The organism is Siccirubricoccus soli (genome assembly GCF_024178315.1).
GTDB classification, from domain to species: Bacteria; Pseudomonadota; Alphaproteobacteria; order Acetobacterales; family Acetobacteraceae; genus Siccirubricoccus; species Siccirubricoccus soli.
In genome coordinates this window covers 15,012-32,446 of sequence record NZ_JAMZIK010000008.1, presented here as the reverse complement: position 1 = coordinate 32,446, position 17,435 = coordinate 15,012, and the positions used below count along the sequence as shown (strand labels likewise).

The following is a 17,435-nucleotide window of genomic DNA, read 5'->3' as shown; positions in this document are numbered from 1 at the left end:
TCAGATTAGGACGCAGAGCGCATCCTCGACTGTCTCGGGTCCCATATTCTCCACCAGCATCGCCAATGCGATCACCGTGGCAATCACGCCGTCGATCTTGTGCGGGCTCTTGTCGTTTTCCTTCCTCGGCTTGATGTTGCCGTTGGTGTCTGGAACGACAACCGCATTGCTCGCCATCCAGACAAACACCTTGTCATTGTGGGTGAAGCGTTCACCGCGGATCGCTGCATCAAGCTCCTTAGCTGGACCACTAAGAGTGGCCGCGTTTTGGTTGACCTTCATGCAAGGCACGCCGCCCTTGTATAGCTCTTGGACCAGCTGAACCGCATTCCAGGGATCGTAGCCCACGCCTCTGACATCGAAGTGCTCTAGGTCATACAGGATGTCATCGCGCACCACGTTGTAGTCTGTCTCGTTGCCATCTGTGACAGTGAGCAAGCCCTCTTCGGCCCAGCCTCGGTATTGCGCGTTCCTCGATTCTCGGACCGCCTGCTCAGTGAGGTAGTAGGTGGGGAAGATGGTGTAGTGGTTGCGCCAGTGCGTCGTGCCGTCCTTGCTCTGCCTTTCCACCCGATCCCAAAAGACCAGCACCTTGGCTGTCATGTCTGAGGAGGAGCCAAGATCGAGCCCAATGTAGCAGGGGCGTCCCTGGAAATCGTTGAGGTCGAGGTTGGGGTTGGTGGCCCTTTGCAAGAGTGGGATGTCGAGCCACTGAGTGGTATTCTTGACCCACTTGTTCAGGTGTTTCGTCAGGAAGCCAGGTCGCTTGCTAGGGGTCTCGATTGCCTGCCTAGCGTTGGTCTCAAACTTGTCGGGCTTCACGCTGACATTCCAGTTGGGGTTGGCCTTGACCCAGCAGGCTGGATCTTGCCAGTCGTCAGCGTCGTCGATTGTCCAGATGCAGCCGAAGAAGGCATTATCTTCCACGGCCTTCATCAGCACTTGATCAGGTAGTCCCGCTGCTCGTAGCAGACGCCGGAGAGGTCGAAGCCCGCAGTGGTAATGGCGAGAATCATTGACTGATCGCGCTTCGCAGCACCTGTCACGATGACATCCCACATGTCTCGTGTTGGGTGGGCATGCAGCTCGTCCACCACAGCGAAGTGGATGTTCAGACCGTCCTTGGTCCGAGGATCACCGCTGAGCGCGGTGGCTTTGCTGTAGGAGGCCTGATGGATGATGTTGTTGGCTGTGAAGCTGACGCGCTTGCCCTTCATGAGCTTCGATGCCTTTCGGTGCTGGCCCATGGCCATGGCATCTCGGAAGACGATCTCGGCCTGGCGCTCATCCGTCGCTACCGCGTAGCACTCCGCACCGGCTTCACCGTCGAATGCGGTCATATAGAGGAGCAAGCCCGAGCACAGCGCCGACTTGCCATTGCCTCTGGCAACCTCGATGTGCCCCATGCTGAAACGCCTCATGCCTTTGCGTGGGCCATGGCGTTCGACCCATCCAAAGAGCTGACTAATCCACCACACCTGCCAGGGCTCTAGCCGCAGGAGTGGTTGGCCCTTCATGCCTTTGACGAGTGGAAGGCGCTCCATGAAGCCGCAGACGTGAGTGACCTTCTCAGCTGACCACTCATAGGGGTAGTCGGGATATTTGCTGGCCTCGATGTCGTCGAGTGTGCGTTGGCAGGCTAGCTGGGTGTAGATGCTCGTAGGGATGACCTGATCAACGACACCTCTTGCATACCCAAGTGCGATGGCAGCGTAGTCTCGTGTCGCCATCATTTAATCCAAAGGCTGAGATCATCCTCGTCGCCATCATCCTGCTTCGTGCTGACACGCGCTCGGTCTGCCGGAGAGAATCCAAACTTGGTTAGCAGTGTGAGGAAGTCGCGTCGTGCAGTTTGCTCCATGGCGACGAGTGGGTTGGCTCTTTGCATCACCTCTCCCTTGATGTCCGTCTTGGTATAGACATCCCCCTCGTCGCGGATGCGCTTACGCAGGGATAGGAGGTTTGCCTTCGCTACCGCAGCCTCTTCCACCACAAACACATCTGCCAGTGTCAGGACGCCCATGCTGTCGGCGGCTTGGCAGATCTCATTCCAAGCTTTGACCTCTTCGGGTGTGAGGTGTGATGGTGGAACAGGGAAGCCGCGTTGTGGCTTGGGTTCCAAGGGATTGGTGCGGCAGGGTTGCAGTGTGCCGTGGAGTTCTTTGATAGCCGTTGGCTTACGTGGTCGGCCTGCCATCACACACCGCCGAATGTCAGCTTGAACAGCATGGCTGTGTTGCTATGTGCCAAGGAGAAAAAGAAGGTTAGCAGAGTGTCTTTCGGACCGGCGGAAACCGTCACGTCCCGTCCTAGTATGCATTCCATGTCGCATAACCAGTAGGCCATGTCCTTTGTGATCCGGGCGTCGCCACTTGGCTTTGAAAATGTGACGGAAACAGTAGGCTTGCCTAGCATGGATCTGCCTCCAGCTTTGCAATCTCTTGGAGGAGGTTCTGTCGTGCAGACACTGTGACATCGCGGAGCATAAGTGCTGCGGCTGCTCTCTTCCCAAGCCGGTGGAATGTCGTGACCGACATTCCAGTTGCTGCGTAGATGCCTGGCTCGCTGATCCGCATCACCAGCCGGCGTTCGTGGATGCCATCCTCATCGTCGATGACAATGACATTTGGGACGATCTCACCGGCGTCGAGTGCGGTGAGTTGGCTCCTGAATAGGTCGAGTGTCGTGGTGCTCATGATGTGCTCCTTTGTTGACGCATCTATTTATGCTCAACAAAGGTTCTGCATTTCGCATGAACACTGGCCGCGGCAGGGTGGCGCTAGTGCGTTGAAAATCAGGGAGGATTCAAGGCACCCCTCCCCTTACCAAATGCCCCTAGATCGCCCTACAAGGGTCGTGCAGGGGAGGGCTTTGGTCCTGGGTGCTGCTGCACTGCTGGGTGGGTTGTTGGGCTAGGACCGTGCCTCTGACGATCCTGCATTGCGCCGTCTGCTCTCGGCTGCGCTCTTGATCTGATGGTGCGAATGACAGAGTGATTGGAGATTGGATGGGTCAAGCCGTCGCTCTGGATTGCGGCTCACTGGCTCGATGTGATCGACCTCTTTGGCCTCTCTCGTGATGCCTTCACTGAGGCAATGCAGGCAGATCGGATTGGCCTTGATGTGCTGATTGCGCAGCTTGCGCCACTGCCAGTCATAGTTGACCTTGTCGCGTTCGGCCTTAGCTGTCTTGCGCTCTGCCTGTCGTGCTAGCTGGGCTTTGGGTCGGAAGATGGGCGGCTTCGATGGCATCACGTGCCGCCATATGTGTGCTGGAATAGGAGTGCGTCATCGCGTGATCCGAAGACCACGATCGCATGTCCCTTGCCCTCAAAGGCCACTGCGTTTGGTGTCTCGGTTTCGATCCACTCCATGATCTCTGGCGTTGCATGCCGGATCTCAAATGCGTTGTGGCCAAGGTAGATGATGTTGTTGCGGGGGCGCTCGACGATTCGGTGTGTCTGAAGCGAGGCTAGGAGCGTAGATGGCAGAATGGACATGCCGTATTTACCATGGCGTGCGCGATGCGATGACCGGTCTGCTCGTGTGAAGCGTAACGGCTGGCGGTCCCCTTTCTAGTGATGTAAAATTTTTCAGACCGTAGGATAGCGATGGACATGGCCGACATAACCGAGGAGGAACTTGGGAAGGCTTGGATTTTTGTGCGCTCTGTGTTGAGCGTTGCACGGTCAGCTGCCGACCGCTCGGCATCATTCAAGGGACCAGGGGGTGAGGAGGAAGCAACCCTGGTGGACGTTCTAACCGTCGTGTACGGCCGATTGATCAGTCCTGACATTTTAGCAGAACAAGGCAAAACTAGAGGGCAGATATTCGCTCGTTACAAAAATGCGTTGATACAGGTCGCTGCTAATCACATGGAACAGGCGGTGACGGTTCCATTATCTCAGGAGGACGCCGCAGCTATCTTTCATGTCTGGCCAGTTAGGCGTCCTGCAGTTGCACCTTCGAACGTTGCACATTTAGTTGAGATGGCGTTGAAAGTCATGGTGCCGTCGGCTTTCAATGCAGAACACACTCACCGGAATTCGTCATATAGTTACCGGAAAATAGAAAGCGCAAAGAGCCTCGACGAGATACTGGGCGGGGTCGCTTCCGCGCGGGCACTTAGGGGTGACTTAGCCGCAGTTAGCGCCGCCGTGCCTGAGCAAAAGATCGCCCCTATGCGCTACGCGGTACGAGATGGGCGCATCACCATCGCGCATTTACCCAATCCAACGGAAGCGCCAGACAGGGAAAATATCACAAGGGTACGTCAGGCTCTTATTGAGAATGGCGAAGCGTACCTTGCGGATCTTCGCAACTCGAACGTGGATAAGCGTGTCGTGGCCGTGTTCGAGCGCCTGAGCCAAGAGATCGAGAGGGATGAGAACGTCGTCACAGTGATGATGACGCAGACTGAGTGCGAGCTGACACTGGCCTCGATCAGTGAGGAAATCTCGACGCCTCTCGCGATGTCGCTGAGCGCGCACCTTCGGAATATCGCGATGTTTGCCGCCCAGTTCCCGGAGTGGCGCAGGTATAGCGAGAACGTCGCCGTCACCGAGCTAGATAACAGTGACATACGCCAGATCAAGGAGGCAGCAAAGAAGCTTGTTGAGGACCTCAAAACGAACCATGCCGTTGTGGATGACGAGGTGCCACGAACGCTCAAATATCTTGCCGATCTGATCCAGGAGCCTAGTAAGACGTTCAAGCGCAGTGGTTACGCCGTACTGACCAGTATTGAGAACCTAGTGGCGATCTGCTGGAAGTATGGCCTTGACCTGATCGGCGAAACGGCGAAGCACACCAAAGAGCGCTTGGCCAAGCACGCTAGCAGAGCGATGGTGGTCGGAGTGCTCGGCCTCGCTTCGTCAAGCATCATGACGATTGAACCAATTGCCTCTCGCCTGCCTGATATGCAGTGGATGCAGAATGTGCGGTCCTATCTTCAGAAGGAGATCGGCGAGTTGATCGGCAAAGCGCCACCCACGCCGCCCGCGCAGTAAGAGCCGTTCTGGCACACTTTGGTGCAGGTCCGCCGCTCAGTGTGTTGGTGGTGGTGTGGTCTGGTTGCGCGGCTACTCAGTTGCGCAGTGTGTAGCCCATGACGGCCACCATCCGTGAGGTCGCCATCCGGCGTTTGAATCCTCACATACATGGCTGGCACGTCTCGATTAGCTGGCCGCTGTACCATGACCACCGGCAAGCCATCCTCGGCCGGAATCATGCAGTGAGCCATTCCGAAGCGAGTTGCCTCGGTATCACGGTGCAGCCGAGTTAGGCGGAACCACCCTCGAGATCACCTCAGTGCTCGGCAGACCACCACCCGTTCTGTCGTGAAGAGTGCTTGCTGAAATCCGGCATGACTGGGATGCCGTTGGTCTGACCATGCGCCGATGGCAGCAATATAAAGAAGGTCATAGCCAGTGTGGCCGAGTAGAGTGCCGTGATGATCACTATGAGTGATATCGAAAGTCTCATTTGTCTGTCCTCCGTTGCGAATTCAGCATGTTGCCTGCGCGCGTAGAGGGCGACCTATTTCCTTGAACTATGGATCTTTGCCTGCGAGTGGTTTGGCCGAGTGGTCGCGTGAACCATTGGCGTCCGGCGACAAATTGCATTACGGTTGTGTGATCACTTCAATGGTCATGGGCACCATGGAACGAAATGAAACAATGACTGCAGCTGATTTTGTGCATTCGGTCTATGACGCCTGTCATTTTACAATCACTTACACGATCGCGAGTGGCCCTAGCCGCCCTCGGGACCAGAACCTGGCGCTAATGAACGCACGAGAGAAGATCTGGGACATGAGAAATGGTGTTGGGATAGAAATCCCAGCAGACCAGCAGGAGAACTCCAGCCAGATGTCGGTCTGGCAGATGCAATTCAATGCTCTTCGTGATGATGAGTGGTTACAGGATCGCGTTGGGCACCTGCCGGTTTCCGAGGAGTTTCATGAAAGGCTTCTCGCCCACTGGCCATCACTTGCACCTAAATTTGCCATTCGCAACATAGCACAGCTTCTTGTTGCTGCTTCCCTAGCTTTGCCGTATTTCACCTTCAAAGAAAATATTCGGCAAAGTACCATTACCGAGGAGGCAAAGGGTGGCGCAAGCGTGGCCGGGAGGACCTACTTCGAGATCCCTGCCGCTGATCGCTTCGTGCGTCTGGATCACAACCGGCCTGCTGTCGACGAGGCTAGGGAGAAGCTTGAAGAGCTAGCCAACGAGGTTCAGAAGTCCAACACGCTGCCATTGTCGACCGATGAGCGCGCTGCCCTAGTTGCCGAGATCCGCACGCTTGCCGCGATGCTCTCGGAGCGCGTCATACGGCTCGCACAGGTGCAGTTCGCCATCAGCGAAGCTGGCGTGCTGGGCTACCTCAAAGGCAGCTTCGCTGGCGACGTGCGGGCTGCCGTGGTTGGCGCTGCTGTTACGGCACTGCTTGCCGCAGTGGGTATGAAGCTCTGAGCTAGCCCTTGTGCCTGGTCTGGCCGTATGCCTCATTGATCACACGGGGCCAGGTCATCCATGCCGTGAGGGCTGGGCCTTTGCAGGCATCGCAGGTGTACCTGAGGCCGATGTGGTTGACCGGGCAGCGAGCGCCGAACCGGTCGATCAGCTCGTCACGGGTGAGGGCTAGGGTGCGGCAACCACACTTGAAAGCTACGCCTTCATCGCCGAACAGGTCCTCGACGTTCATGTCCACGTCCGCCATGCCCACGCCCTCCGCAGGAGAACAAACGTAGAACATGACAGCTGGTTCGGGCAAGCTCGTTGCTCACACGCCTGGCAGGCTAAAGGCTGTCAGGATCTCAATCATAGCTTGCGTAGGCGCCAATGATAGCTGAACCTGCAGCCACTTTCGAAACAGGTCGCTCACATGGCACAGCCTTATAAGCTTCGGGAAGTATTCAGCCGCGGCATGCCGACAGTGACGTATGTGGAGCGCAGCCATCTGGATCTAGAGCGTAAACTTCGAGGCGCTGTAGCTAAGGGGTATGCGATCATAGCCATCACCGGGCCGAGTAAATGCGGCAAAACCGTGCTGCGAAAACGGGTTATTCCTGACAATGCGACCGTTAAGGTCGAAGGCGGGCAAATAGTTACCGAAGGTGACTTTTGGGCGACAATCAGCGCCCAGCTAGAGATGCCCAGCACGCGAACCGAGAGTGCTATCAAGCAGGCAACTGGCAGCAGCAACCTTGGCGGCAGCATTGGACCTCGCTTTGCGAAGGTCACGGGTGGTGTAGGCGAAACCCAAGCCTCTACGCGCGGGTCTACCCGAACCTTCGTCGAGTCTGAGCGAAGCCGCGTACTCGCGGAACTCCTCGCGTCTGGCAAGGTGTTGGTGATAGACGATTTTCATTATCTGAAGGAGAGCACGCGCGCCAGCATAGTTCGAGCGCTCAAAGCGCCAGTGTTCGAGGGCTTGCCTGTTGTTATATTGAGCGTTCCATATCGTGCATTCGACGTGCTAACCGCTGAAGCGGAGATGGAAGGCAGGTTCAACCATCTCACCATTCCCATGTGGAACAGCGAGGACCTATGCAAAATTGGGGCTCTCGGCTTTCCCTACCTGGGTTTGGATCTTAGCTCGGAACCACCGGAGACCGGTGGTTTTGCGCTCATAGAGGCGTTGGCCGATGAGGCTATGGGTAGCCCGCTCCTAATGCAGAGTTTGTGTGCTGAACTCTGCGACCAATTGGATATATTGGAAACGGTAGACCCGCCTCGGCAAATCAGCCACGAGGACGTTGATCTAAAGATCATCTATCGCCGCATTGCTCAAGATTTTGGCCTGCCGGCTTTCGAAAAATTATCAAAGGGGCCCAAGCGCGGTTCTGACCGAATGCCGAGGCCGTTCGCTAACTTCACCACTGGCGACATCTATGAGGCTGTGCTGGCAGCAATAGCTCATGAGAACGCACCCGAACGGCTGACTTACGATGCATTGCGCGGTGCGTTGAGACATGTGCTGATGGATAACATCCCTCAGAAGCATGAGATCACGCGAGCCATCATGCAGATGTGCAGCATCGCACATGGCATGCAAGTTGGCAGCATCGAACAGCGCGAAGGAGCAGGCGTCGAGGATACAAGGCTGGAGATGCCTGCCATCGATTGGAAGGACGATGTTTTGTATCTAAACGACGTTTTTTTGCGCTTCTATCTTAAGTGGGTTCACAGGGATAAAATTGAACCACCAACATACGGTATTTACACCGGTCCCTTTCCGCCCTCAGAGGTTTGAGATCACAAGCTAAGTCCATCGCTCAGGTCTCATCGCTTAGTATGTGCTGAGCGTGGTGCCAGCATGTCCCGACGGCATCCTGGCGCTTCCATGTGTGATTAGTCGATCCTAGCATAGACACCTGTGCGCCTGACCGCAGCTCGAATAGTGTTGGATGAGACGCCATATAGCTTGGCTAGCTCCTTGATCGACGCACCAGCTGCCACTTGCTGTCTGATCGCCTGGACCTGTTCAGCCGAGAGCTTAGGGCGTGGTTTGACTGCTCCGCAGGTAGGGCATTGGATCCAGGGCTTCTCGGTCATGCAGCTATTTACGCCGCACCTGGAAAATCCACCCCAGGCACCAGCCATCCAATGACAAATGTTCAATGAAAGACACTCTTTTTGATGTGTTAGGCTAGCAAGTTTTGAAAGGAGACGGGGAGGTTGGCTTGCAGGTTTAAATCACAAGGCAGAAAGGGCTCACGAGTACTAAGACCCATTCCTTGCATTATTAAATTGCACCCAAAACGCCCTTCCGCATAAATAGAAAGGAGACGGGGTGGAATACGTCACAGACTGCGATTGGAATATTGAAGGCAAAACAGCCTGACTGTATAAATACGAAAGTGGCGTTGATCCCGCCGCATTCAGTCCAAAAGCAGTAAAACACTTCGCCCCCTACCGATCCACCCGGTTAGGGGGCTTTTCTTTTGGACTGAGGCAATTATGAAACTAACTATCGTGAACTCGAAATTCGAGAAGCAACCCGTTCAATCCGACCTCTCCTGGCATGACTTCGTCGAGCTGATGCGCAGCTACAGCACGCAGGTTCGAACGACCCAGGAAAAGGAGAGCAGCGACAACGTCGCAGCCATCATCAACGCCACATTCAAAGCCGATGCCACGAGCAAGAGTCTGAGTCAGGTGGAGAGTGGCACTGACTGGATGGCGTTCGACCTCGATGACCTGACCCTAAGCGACCAAGCCCGTATCAAGCAGACGCTTGCCGGGCTCAACAATCATTATCTCATGTGGTCGACCACCAAGCACCAAGCTACGCAGCCACGCCTACGTGTCGTGCTGCCGTTCGACCGCATCCTCACCATCGAGGAGCATGCCAAGCTGTGGCATCTCTTCAACCACATCTTCGACGGGCTCGTTGATAGTAAGACCCACAACATCAATCGGCTCCACTACGTGCCCTATGCGTGGGCCGATTCAAACCAGCATCTCTTCATAGATCACTCCGAGGGAGCTGAGACACTACCCGCTGACCAGATGCTCTCATGGGCAGATCAGCTTATCGACAGTGGTGTGATCCGCGTGACACCACAGGTCGATGATGCTGCGGTGGATGAGCTACGTGCGTCGCTCCACAACACCGCGCTGTCTTGGAATGGGTATCGGGATTGCCCATTCGTCGATCAAGACATGTTGGAGGAATACCGCAATGCGCCTGAGGGTGGTCGCTTCTACCACTTCATGACGCGCATCGCTGTGCGGTCAATCAATCAATCATATCCTATCCAAGCCGGCGAGCTAGCTTCACTGGCGCTGGAGTTGGACAGGGAGATCACAGGCAAGGAGCGCAAGAGCGCAGCCAGCGAAGCGAGGAACGCTTTGCTATGGGCGCAGCGTGTCTGCATCACCAACCCCAGCGAGATGAGTGCGCTGCTGGAAACCTACCATACGGGTTTGGAATTCTCCTACATTGAGGCAGACTGCGGCGAGGGTAAAACGCGCTACGGTCTGAGCCAGGTGTTGCAGCATGGCGGTGTGTGGGTTTGGAGCACGCCGAAGATTTCCGACATGCAGAAGCGCATCGCTGATATGCGCGAGCTTTCCCCATCAGGCTTAAAGGCGCTGAACCTACACACTGTGAAGCACCAGCAGGGCTCCGATCAAGACGAGGAAGCGTTGACGGTGGTAGAACAGCTCAAGCGTGTTCGCGAGAAGATTCGAGAGAACCCAAGCCAGCCACATTGTGTGTTCGTCACCCATGCAGCCTGCAAGCTCATGGATTGGAGCGATTGGGCAGATCTCGACGCTACGGTTATCGAGGATGAGGTACGTGATGTGCTGATGACGCGCACACCGAATTTCAGCAAGAACTTCGATAAGGTTGGACCTCTCTTCGATGTGGTTGAGACGGAGAGCGGTTGCTACAGGCTGCGTCCAAGCAAGCAAGCTGAGACCGATCTAGCGGAGAATCGCTTCGACGATCTCGACCGCAAGCTCAAGTACCTCATCATGCAGGCTGACAGCGAAAGCAATGAGATGTGGGTGACGCGAGACAGTTGGGATGCCAAAGGTGCCAAGGCGCTTGAGTTCGTCATCATCAACAAGCCTCACAACCTACGCCACTTCAAGCGAGTCATCTTCATGGGTGACCATTTCAGCCGAAGCCCGTTCAAGCGCATCTGGTCGCACAAGTATGGTGTGAAGTGGACGCCGGTTGCTGACTGGAAGCCAACACGCCGCAGGCTAAAGCCACTCGCTCAGCGTGTGCGCATCCACTGCTTTAGCAAGGGTAAGCAAGCAAGCCTAAGCTGGTTCAGCGATCCATCTAAGACCCCGTTGCCTGCGATCACATCCTGGCTCAAGGCGCGCTACCCAGGCGCTGAGAATCCGATCATCTGGTCGACCAACGACGCGCATCTCAGCCAAGTGGATCTTGAGAGGCATGGTGCAGATGGGAAGGGCGTTCGCAAGGACAAGCAGCTAACGCCACGCAGCCATGGTGAGAATGAGCACCAACACCACAAGGTCTGCTGGTGGGCCAGTGCGATGCGTCTCGGCGATGGTGAGGCGAAGCTGGTCAAGCGAACGCTGGGCATCGACAAGAAGGTCATGGAGGAATGGCGCGCACATAACGCGATGCACCAGTTCTTCATGCGCGGTAACGCACGGGATTACAACAGCCTCGATTCAGTCGACATGTTCTGCGTCGACATGCATCAAGCACGCTACCAGGCAGCACGCTTCGGCATTTCTGAATGCGACATCATCTACCATGAGGGTGTCATCGATGATGTCGAGGATAAGGGTGGAAGGCCGCTAGCTGCTGACAACCCGTTTGGTCGACCGATGACCAACACCGAATATTCCAGGAGGCATCGTGAGAGGCTCGCTGCTGAACGTGAAGCAGCTGGTATTCCAAAGCGGCCACGTGGTCGTCCAGCTAAGGCGAAGCCAGAGGCCGAGGTCAGCGTATGACCGCTGAAGCTGGAGATTGGCTCAAGGCGCTTTCGAAGAAGTACGACATCCGCATCGGCTCGGCACGATATGATCGTCTGCGTGCTCGCGCCAAAAAGTATGGTCTGACGACGCTTCAGCTCCTCGAACTCCACGACAAACAAGAGGGTCGGTGCCGCATATGCGGCACCGATTGCCAAATCTTCGCTGCTGATGTGCCGGACGTGCTTCAGGCGGTCATCGATCATTGCCACGTGACCGGGACTGTCAGAGGCATTTTGTGCTCGGGCTGCAACGTGCAGGTGGGTCATCTTGAACGTGTGCCGGTAGCTAGAATCGAGGAACATCTCAAATGGCGCCTCGATCCTACGAGCGTTGAGCGTCCTAAACGCGGCTGGGGCTTCATAGAGAAGATGGAATTTGAGCTGCTGGTCGAACTGCTGAGCTACATCCTGGACAACGCAAACATCACACCGGCTCCGGGAACGAAAATCATCAAGACCTACCGGCGAAAGGCGTGGTTCAGGGACGTGTCAGGAACACAGAGGGTATTCCACGGTAAGGCTGTACCCTACGTGACGTATGAGGCGATGGCTAGCTTCATCAAGGACACGCAGCTTAAGTGTGAGGTGAAGGACTACCGGGAAAGCTACGTCTACAAAGCTGACCGGGATATTTGGATTATCATGGATGAAGCTGCTGATCCGAAGGCAGTTAAGAGGTTCATCACAAGGTATGTGAGCGGATACCAGGATGTGGCGGACGATGAAGCCATCCCGTAAATGCCCTGTTTTCAAGGAATTAGCTAAATACCATTACGAGCGTGTCTGGAAACTTGCTCAAGGGGGCAAAGAGGTGACGGCCCGTAGTGGGTAAATAGTTCACACAAACACTTGGTCACCGACATCGTCGTCCCCGCCAAGCACCAGACCCGCAAGCGATCCAGACCGCTTGCGGGTCTTTTCATTAAGGGGATTTACGATGGACGTAATTGAGGCATTTCTAACCACGCTGCATGAGGGCAATGGCGAGGGCTACAAGGATATTTCCCAGCTCGCGCTAACTGTGTACCAGTCCCGTGGCATGCTTACCGATGGCCAAGCCGAATGGGCGTTAAAGGCAGCGAAGCGCCAGAAGGTGAAGGTGCCTGTCGAGTTTCATGACATGGAGACATTCACACCTAAGGCGCGGCTCATCACGAACGTGACGCCCATGCCCAGCACGGCAGGCGACGGTGAGCGTACAACCAGGGTGTTTGCTGCTATGTGTGACGACCTCGCTGCCCTATTCAGCGAGGCTGCTGATCGCTTTCGCGGTCTCTGAGGATAAATAGAACTGCCAGCTTTTAGGTTGCTCAGTTGGCTCCTTACATCTGGAACCCCACGGTATCTCATGCCGTGGCGTTTTCCATGTCAGGCATCCGACATGGCGAAGCCCGGTGGTGTCACCTCCACCGGGCTTCTTGGACAGCGCAACGACCGGTCCCATCATTGGGACCGATGCCGTATTTAATATTCCTGGGTGAGCATGCAGACCTGCTCGGCCCCCTGCTCCACGAGATAGAGGCGCAGCTTTGGTACAAGGCAGTCGGTGTACAGGATCAACTGCTTCACCAGCTCGCGGCCATTCCCATCATCCATCGTGAGCACGCAGGTCTTGGTCGCTAGGTCGACGTGAAGCTGCCAGTGCTGGAAGGGCTCAGCGCGGATGTGCGGCTTAGTTTGACAGGACGCTACAGCGTCGACCAGCCAAGCGCAGCCATTCTGCGTCAGCCAAGTCACCCCCTCGGTCATCAGGATGTCGCGTCGTAGCCCGTGGCGCGTGAATGTCTCCGACCCCCGGAAGTGGGACAGCGTGTTCTCAAAGGTCTGTCGGTCCATTGGGCGATCTCCTTGTCGCCCTCGGACAGAATGCGCCTTTCGAAATTGGCCGCTACCTCGATGTCACTCACGATGAAACCCGATGCCACACAAATGGTAGCATCGGGCTCGGGGTTACGGATGGTGGCTTAAAACAACCGCACCTATTTAGCCACCTCGCCTGCCACTTCAGTTAGACATGTGGGACGAGCTTGGCGATCAGCCGGATGACTCATTGCCGGACTCCCCGCTCTGCTCGAATTTGAAGTCATAGTGCAAGGCGTCCGCACACACGATGTTATGCTTCAATCCACGAGCGTTGAGTCGGTCAATACATACCTCAACGTTGTCGGGCATGAGATCCACACCGAAGATCATATTCTCGATAATATGCTGGTGACGCTTTGCAGCGTCGGGTTCCCAAGTAGATAGACCAGCCATTAGGTGGCGATGAACTTCGACGAGGAAATTACCCTCACCACATGAGGGTTCGAGCCATGTCTTAGTTGGATCGGACCACGCCGAAGCTGAAATACGGTCCAGCATTTGGTTGACAACCTCGGCCGGCGTGAATATCTCCGCCGTCATTTTCACCCGCTGTTTCGTGCGAATTATTCTCGAAGTCGCCCGTGTGGGTGGCTCGCTGACGTGAGAAGGTACCTTAGCTCTGCGTGCTCTGGTGGGACCTGCGCGGCTGCTAAATCACGCTCCTTCGCGGCGATCACCTCCTCAAGCATCTCGATTGCAGCGAGCTTGCTAGGCTCGGAGCACACTCTGTAAGCCTCAAGAGCAGCTTCCTCGTCGTACGCAGGTAGGACCGCGATGGCGTCAAAGATTGTCTTCGGAGGTTTGTACTTCCTGCTCGCGCACTCAGGATGAAGCCTGAAAAGCGCGCGCTGCTCTTTCGGCACTTTCTCGAAAAAGTAGTTCGCAGCGAGAAGTGACTGGCGGTAGATCTGCTGAAGATACGCTGCGTAATTTGGATCGGCCGGATCGGAGTTAACCCATCGTTCAAGGAGTTCCTTCAACCGCTTCACTTTGTCAATATAGAAGTGCGTTGGATTGTTTGCATTAGACCTCACCGTATACACCTTGTGCCACTGCTTGCGCTGCGCTTCGAGTTCAGCAACTCGCTTCGCCATACGCTTGCGCTGGTCCTTGGTGAGAAGGTGGTCAAACTGCTTGGTCGGCTTGTTGAACGCTTCGGTCCGACCATGCTCACGGAAGGCCTCCAGCTGCTGGCGCAGCTGGAGGATCTCGATGGACACTGGCTCGCTCACCGGCCAGCCTGCTCAGCTAGACGCGCGTTGTAAGCGTCAATCAGCTTCTGCTTGGCAGCCTCGGCCTTCTTGACGTTCTCTTTGACCTTGTCGTGCTTCGCCTGCTTGGCTGCCTCACGTTCGGCGATAACCTGCTGCCGCTCAATCTCTCGCAGCCGCCGCTTTGCAATCTGCTCAATGTCAGACTTGGCCAGTTTGTCACTGTTAGGGACGAAGGACACAACGACCCACACGCCATCATCACGCTTCTGCATGACCGCACGAGCAAAGCTCGCTTCGGCGAGACCAGCTTGCTTGGCTTGGTGCTCAAGGTCGCTGCCAGCTTCAGGCAGGCTTACACCTGCCTGAAGCTGGTCATGCATGAGCTGCTCAAGGATCCGGCTATCTTCGGTATCAGTCGGCCTGAAGGGATTGGCCGCGCGGTCGTCGGCTTCAATCTGCTTGAGCTTGCCCTCGGTGGCAGCAATCCAGTCGTAGATGCCATCAAGAGGAATGTTCAGCTGGTAGGCGCGGCGCATAACGTGGGCGTACTTCTCAGCGGAGCGATTGCGGACGAACAGTTTGCGCGCGACACCGGCAAACTCCGTCTTCTCAGTCTCATGGAAATGCCCCCACAGGAGAGCGCATGCAGCATGGCATGGATTCTCGTGCGGAGCGGGGGCAGTGATCTGGGCTTCGCTATAAAGCGCAGCCAGCTCAGCCTGCTTCTCAAGCGGGCCATACACATAGGGCAGCATAATTTGGCAGGCCCGCTCAATCATGCGCCATGTGCGCTGCCAATTCTTGGTGCTGAAATCGGCCACTTCGACGGCCTGAGCCATCACGCCGTCGCGGAAGCTATCGACGTGAGAGGTGAGGCTGACCGCGGCAGCGGTGTTATCACTAAGAGTGACGGTAGGGGTGGTGGAAACGACCTGGGCGTCAATGACTAGGTCGCCGGTATCAGTTGTTGACTTCATTAGACTCTGCTCAATATCTAGGTTGCACCGCATGGACATGCGATGCCGAACAACTGCCCGGGATACCCGGGGCACATCATGTTCGGTTGGCTGGCCGAGAATCGAACCCGGACGGAGGAGAACCATCTCCCAACCAAAACCCATCAGCAGAGCTGACAGGGAGCAGAGACTTGTTCCTTTATCAAAACCCTGGAGCTAACACAAGCGAATTCGTCGGCTCACCTTGCTCTAAATGACAGAGCCTCGGATGTCGGTTGATCTCGCGGGCTACTCGGTCAGATGCGCTCAATCCGTCCATCATCGAGCAAGCGCCACACATCGCCATGGATGTTGAACTGCATGTCGTGCAGCACACCCTTGGTGATCTGGAAGCTGATCTTCCCCTCATGCGCTACGACGTGGCTGACCTTGTGGCGGTCGATCTTCACGCTATCGACGGCCTGCCGTAGCGCGAGACTCAGCTTGCTGCGGGCAGCTTCACGCTCGTCATAGTCCTCGCAATAGGCGGCCTCGCGGAGTGCCTGCACGGCCTCGATCTGCTCGCCGATGGTGGCACGACCACTCACTTGGCTCAGCTCAGTCTCAGCCGCCAGCTTGCGTGCTTCCCAGGCTTCGATCTCCTTACCCATCTCCCGCACACGGGCTACCACCTCAGGGATAGGGTCATCGGCCATCGCGTCGATGAGGCGCGTCATACGCTGACGCCCACGTGCTATCTGCTGGCTTAGTTCAGCCAGTTCCTCGCGGAGCGCCACTGCTGCTGGGTGATCATCCGGTGGCGTGCTGGGATAGAGGTTGAACATCAACACCCCATCCATGACGCCCTTCTCGATCCAATGCACCGCGTTGAAACTGCCATTGGTGCAGCCAGCACGGCGGAAGGCATTGTCGCAAATGTAACTGTTGGATCGCTGCTTATTGGTTCGAATTCTCACCTTGCTGCCACACTCAGCGCAGAACACCCGGCCGACGAGCATGTTGGGCACACAGTTGGTCTTCGGACCACCAGTGCCACGGTTGAGCGCACGGGCAGCTTGCGCTCGCTCGAACAGGTCTCGGCTGATGACTGCGGGATAATAGCCAGCGATGGGCTCACCCACTGCCTCACGCTTGCCCCCTGGCACTCGGCGCTTTGGGGTTAGCTCTCCATATGCAGCTGGATTGGTCACAATGCTGACGATGGACCAGTTGTGCCACCCCACACGGCCTGGCCGATCTTTCAGTGTGGGAACACCCTCGCGGTTCAGCCTCCGGGCCATGACCTCAAGGCCGTAACCGTGATCGGCGATCTCTTCGAAGATCCTTTTCACGATGGCAGCCTTCTCAGGCACCACGACGAACTTCCCATCGACCCAATCGAGCCAAGCTGGCCGCTGACCGAACATGGGCTTCTCGGCAGCCTTGGCTCGCCGTTGCTCCTACACATCACTGATTCGCGATGACTTAGTGGCACTCTCCTCATGCGCCCGGCTCATGATGGCGAGGCTGACGATGAGAGGCGTCCAGTCGGTGTTCAGCTGCTCAGCCGAATAAGACCGACCATCCATCAAGGTGACGATCTCGATGCCAGCCTCGATGAGCTGGATGAACTGGCTTAGCGCCTGGGGCACCTTGGCTCGGCTAAGCCGGTCCAGGCTCTCGACGATAAGCACCGAGCCCCGTGGCACTCGGCCAGCGATCACTGCCTCACGGAACGCACCTAGCGACCCTCGGAGGTGATCACCCTTGTAGGCACTGCGGCCGAGATCGCGGAGGGAGGTATCTAGGTCCAGGTCATGCTGCTCAGCGTAGTGGGCTGATGCCTCCAACTGACGCCTGAGACTTTGTCCTTTGGCCTGCTCTGAACTCGAAAAGCGAACATATGAAAACGCTTTGCGCTTGCGCTGCATTGGGGGCCTCAACC

19 protein-coding genes are annotated in these 17,435 nt (G+C 56.3%); 6 read left to right on the top strand and 13 right to left on the bottom strand.

The window, feature by feature from the left end; all coding sequences use genetic code 11:
• From NJ376_RS29095 to NJ376_RS01225, 6 genes are all read right to left on the bottom strand, one after another.
• The gene (locus NJ376_RS29095; protein WP_370287751.1) at window positions 1–936 is read right to left on the bottom strand and encodes a terminase TerL endonuclease subunit; all 936 of its coding nucleotides are present in this window, start codon (window positions 934–936) and stop codon (window positions 1–3) included.
• Window positions 936–1,730: a terminase large subunit domain-containing protein gene (locus tag NJ376_RS29090; RefSeq protein ID WP_370287750.1), complete on the bottom strand. Its 795-nt coding sequence runs from the start codon at window positions 1,728–1,730 to the stop codon at window positions 936–938. Before NJ376_RS29090 ends, NJ376_RS29095 begins: the two co-directional genes overlap by 1 nt.
• A complete protein-coding gene (locus NJ376_RS01240; RefSeq protein ID WP_252951394.1) occupies window positions 1,730–2,197 on the bottom strand; it encodes a phage terminase small subunit P27 family in 468 nt (155 codons plus the stop codon). The genes NJ376_RS29090 and NJ376_RS01240 overlap by 1 nt, the downstream gene beginning before the upstream one ends.
• 211 nt (window positions 2,198–2,408) lie before the next feature.
• Window positions 2,409–2,696 (bottom strand): hypothetical protein, encoded by a 288-nt coding sequence (locus tag NJ376_RS01235; protein WP_252951393.1) that lies wholly within the window; start codon window positions 2,694–2,696, stop codon window positions 2,409–2,411.
• A gap of 216 nt (window positions 2,697–2,912) precedes the next feature.
• Entirely contained in the window at window positions 2,913–3,251 is a 339-nt protein-coding gene (locus NJ376_RS01230; protein ID WP_252951392.1) for an HNH endonuclease, read from the bottom strand.
• Window positions 3,251–3,499 carry a hypothetical protein gene (locus tag NJ376_RS01225; RefSeq protein WP_252951391.1) on the bottom strand — a complete coding sequence of 83 codons (249 nt, stop codon included), beginning with the start codon at window positions 3,497–3,499 and terminating at the stop codon, window positions 3,251–3,253. Before NJ376_RS01225 ends, NJ376_RS01230 begins: the two co-directional genes overlap by 1 nt.
• Before the next feature lie 117 nt (window positions 3,500–3,616).
• Here NJ376_RS01225 and NJ376_RS01220 point away from each other — a divergent pair, with 117 nt between their 5' ends.
• Together NJ376_RS01220 and NJ376_RS01215 are read left to right on the top strand one after the other, a co-directional pair.
• On the top strand, window positions 3,617–5,008 hold the full coding sequence (locus NJ376_RS01220; protein WP_252951390.1) for a hypothetical protein: 1,392 nt from the start codon (window positions 3,617–3,619) through the stop codon (window positions 5,006–5,008).
• Between the two features lie 537 nt (window positions 5,009–5,545).
• A complete protein-coding gene (locus NJ376_RS01215) occupies window positions 5,546–6,475 on the top strand; it encodes a hypothetical protein (protein ID WP_252951389.1) in 930 nt (309 codons plus the stop codon).
• 1 nt (window position 6,476) lies between these two features.
• On the opposite strand, the gene NJ376_RS01210 is transcribed toward NJ376_RS01215, so the two are convergent.
• The gene (locus tag NJ376_RS01210) at window positions 6,477–6,722 is read right to left on the bottom strand and encodes a hypothetical protein (protein WP_252951388.1); all 246 of its coding nucleotides are present in this window, start codon (window positions 6,720–6,722) and stop codon (window positions 6,477–6,479) included.
• 165 nt (window positions 6,723–6,887) lie between these two features.
• On the opposite strand from NJ376_RS01210, the gene NJ376_RS01205 reads away from it, so the two are divergent.
• The 4 genes from NJ376_RS01205 to NJ376_RS01190 all read left to right on the top strand — a co-directional run bounded on the left by NJ376_RS01205 (window position 6,888) and on the right by NJ376_RS01190 (window position 12,757).
• Window positions 6,888–8,258: a hypothetical protein gene (locus NJ376_RS01205; protein ID WP_252951387.1), complete on the top strand. Its 1,371-nt coding sequence runs from the start codon at window positions 6,888–6,890 to the stop codon at window positions 8,256–8,258.
• A 722-nt stretch (window positions 8,259–8,980) separates the two neighbouring features.
• Window positions 8,981–11,455 (top strand): hypothetical protein, encoded by a 2,475-nt coding sequence (locus NJ376_RS01200; RefSeq protein WP_252951386.1) that lies wholly within the window; start codon window positions 8,981–8,983, stop codon window positions 11,453–11,455.
• Window positions 11,452–12,216: an endonuclease domain-containing protein gene (locus NJ376_RS01195; protein WP_252951385.1), complete on the top strand. Its 765-nt coding sequence runs from the start codon at window positions 11,452–11,454 to the stop codon at window positions 12,214–12,216. The genes NJ376_RS01200 and NJ376_RS01195 overlap by 4 nt, the downstream gene beginning before the upstream one ends.
• Before the next feature lie 199 nt (window positions 12,217–12,415).
• Complete coding sequence (locus tag NJ376_RS01190) at window positions 12,416–12,757, top strand: hypothetical protein (protein ID WP_252951384.1); 342 nt, start codon at window positions 12,416–12,418, stop codon at window positions 12,755–12,757.
• A 185-nt stretch (window positions 12,758–12,942) separates the two neighbouring features.
• Here the strand turns inward: NJ376_RS01190 and NJ376_RS01185 are convergent, their stop codons facing one another.
• The 6 genes from NJ376_RS01185 to NJ376_RS01160 form a co-directional block, all read right to left on the bottom strand.
• Entirely contained in the window at window positions 12,943–13,314 is a 372-nt protein-coding gene (locus NJ376_RS01185) for a DUF6876 family protein (protein ID WP_252951383.1), read from the bottom strand.
• Between the two features lie 198 nt (window positions 13,315–13,512).
• Window positions 13,513–13,881: an N-6 DNA methylase gene (locus NJ376_RS01180; protein ID WP_252951427.1), complete on the bottom strand. Its 369-nt coding sequence runs from the start codon at window positions 13,879–13,881 to the stop codon at window positions 13,513–13,515.
• A 23-nt stretch (window positions 13,882–13,904) separates the two neighbouring features.
• Window positions 13,905–14,561: a hypothetical protein gene (locus tag NJ376_RS01175; RefSeq protein WP_252951382.1), complete on the bottom strand. Its 657-nt coding sequence runs from the start codon at window positions 14,559–14,561 to the stop codon at window positions 13,905–13,907.
• 8 nt (window positions 14,562–14,569) lie between these two features.
• The gene (locus NJ376_RS01170) at window positions 14,570–15,532 is read right to left on the bottom strand and encodes a hypothetical protein (RefSeq protein ID WP_252951381.1); all 963 of its coding nucleotides are present in this window, start codon (window positions 15,530–15,532) and stop codon (window positions 14,570–14,572) included.
• Between the two features lie 275 nt (window positions 15,533–15,807).
• Complete coding sequence (locus NJ376_RS01165; protein WP_252951380.1) at window positions 15,808–16,917, bottom strand: recombinase family protein; 1,110 nt, start codon at window positions 16,915–16,917, stop codon at window positions 15,808–15,810.
• 33 nt (window positions 16,918–16,950) lie between these two features.
• A complete protein-coding gene (locus NJ376_RS01160; RefSeq protein ID WP_252951379.1) occupies window positions 16,951–17,421 on the bottom strand; it encodes a recombinase family protein in 471 nt (156 codons plus the stop codon).
• Window positions 17,422–17,435: the final 14 nt, after the last annotated feature.

Bases quoted from the DNA above. Each gene is read 5' to 3' on its own strand.
- NJ376_RS29095 (WP_370287751.1), bottom strand. From the start codon at position 936: ATGAAGGCCGTGGAAGATAATGCCTTCTTCGGCTGCATCTGGACAATC.
- NJ376_RS29090 (WP_370287750.1), bottom strand. From the start codon at position 1,730: ATGGCGACACGAGACTACGCTGCCATCGCACTTGGGTATGCAAGAGGT.
- NJ376_RS01240 (WP_252951394.1), bottom strand. From the start codon at position 2,197: ATGGCAGGCCGACCACGTAAGCCAACGGCTATCAAAGAACTCCACGGC.
- NJ376_RS01235 (WP_252951393.1), bottom strand. From the start codon at position 2,696: ATGAGCACCACGACACTCGACCTATTCAGGAGCCAACTCACCGCACTC.
- NJ376_RS01230 (WP_252951392.1), bottom strand. From the start codon at position 3,251: ATGCCATCGAAGCCGCCCATCTTCCGACCCAAAGCCCAGCTAGCACGA.
- NJ376_RS01225 (WP_252951391.1), bottom strand. From the start codon at position 3,499: ATGTCCATTCTGCCATCTACGCTCCTAGCCTCGCTTCAGACACACCGA.
- NJ376_RS01220 (WP_252951390.1), top strand. From the start codon at position 3,617: ATGGCCGACATAACCGAGGAGGAACTTGGGAAGGCTTGGATTTTTGTG.
- NJ376_RS01210 (WP_252951388.1), bottom strand. From the start codon at position 6,722: ATGGCGGACGTGGACATGAACGTCGAGGACCTGTTCGGCGATGAAGGC.
- NJ376_RS01205 (WP_252951387.1), top strand. From the start codon at position 6,888: ATGGCACAGCCTTATAAGCTTCGGGAAGTATTCAGCCGCGGCATGCCG.
- NJ376_RS01195 (WP_252951385.1), top strand. From the start codon at position 11,452: ATGACCGCTGAAGCTGGAGATTGGCTCAAGGCGCTTTCGAAGAAGTAC.
- NJ376_RS01190 (WP_252951384.1), top strand. From the start codon at position 12,416: ATGGACGTAATTGAGGCATTTCTAACCACGCTGCATGAGGGCAATGGC.
- NJ376_RS01185 (WP_252951383.1), bottom strand. From the start codon at position 13,314: ATGGACCGACAGACCTTTGAGAACACGCTGTCCCACTTCCGGGGGTCG.
- NJ376_RS01180 (WP_252951427.1), bottom strand. From the start codon at position 13,881: ATGACGGCGGAGATATTCACGCCGGCCGAGGTTGTCAACCAAATGCTG.
- NJ376_RS01170 (WP_252951381.1), bottom strand. From the start codon at position 15,532: ATGAAGTCAACAACTGATACCGGCGACCTAGTCATTGACGCCCAGGTC.
- NJ376_RS01165 (WP_252951380.1), bottom strand. From the start codon at position 16,917: ATGTTCGGTCAGCGGCCAGCTTGGCTCGATTGGGTCGATGGGAAGTTC.
- NJ376_RS01160 (WP_252951379.1), bottom strand. From the start codon at position 17,421: ATGCAGCGCAAGCGCAAAGCGTTTTCATATGTTCGCTTTTCGAGTTCA.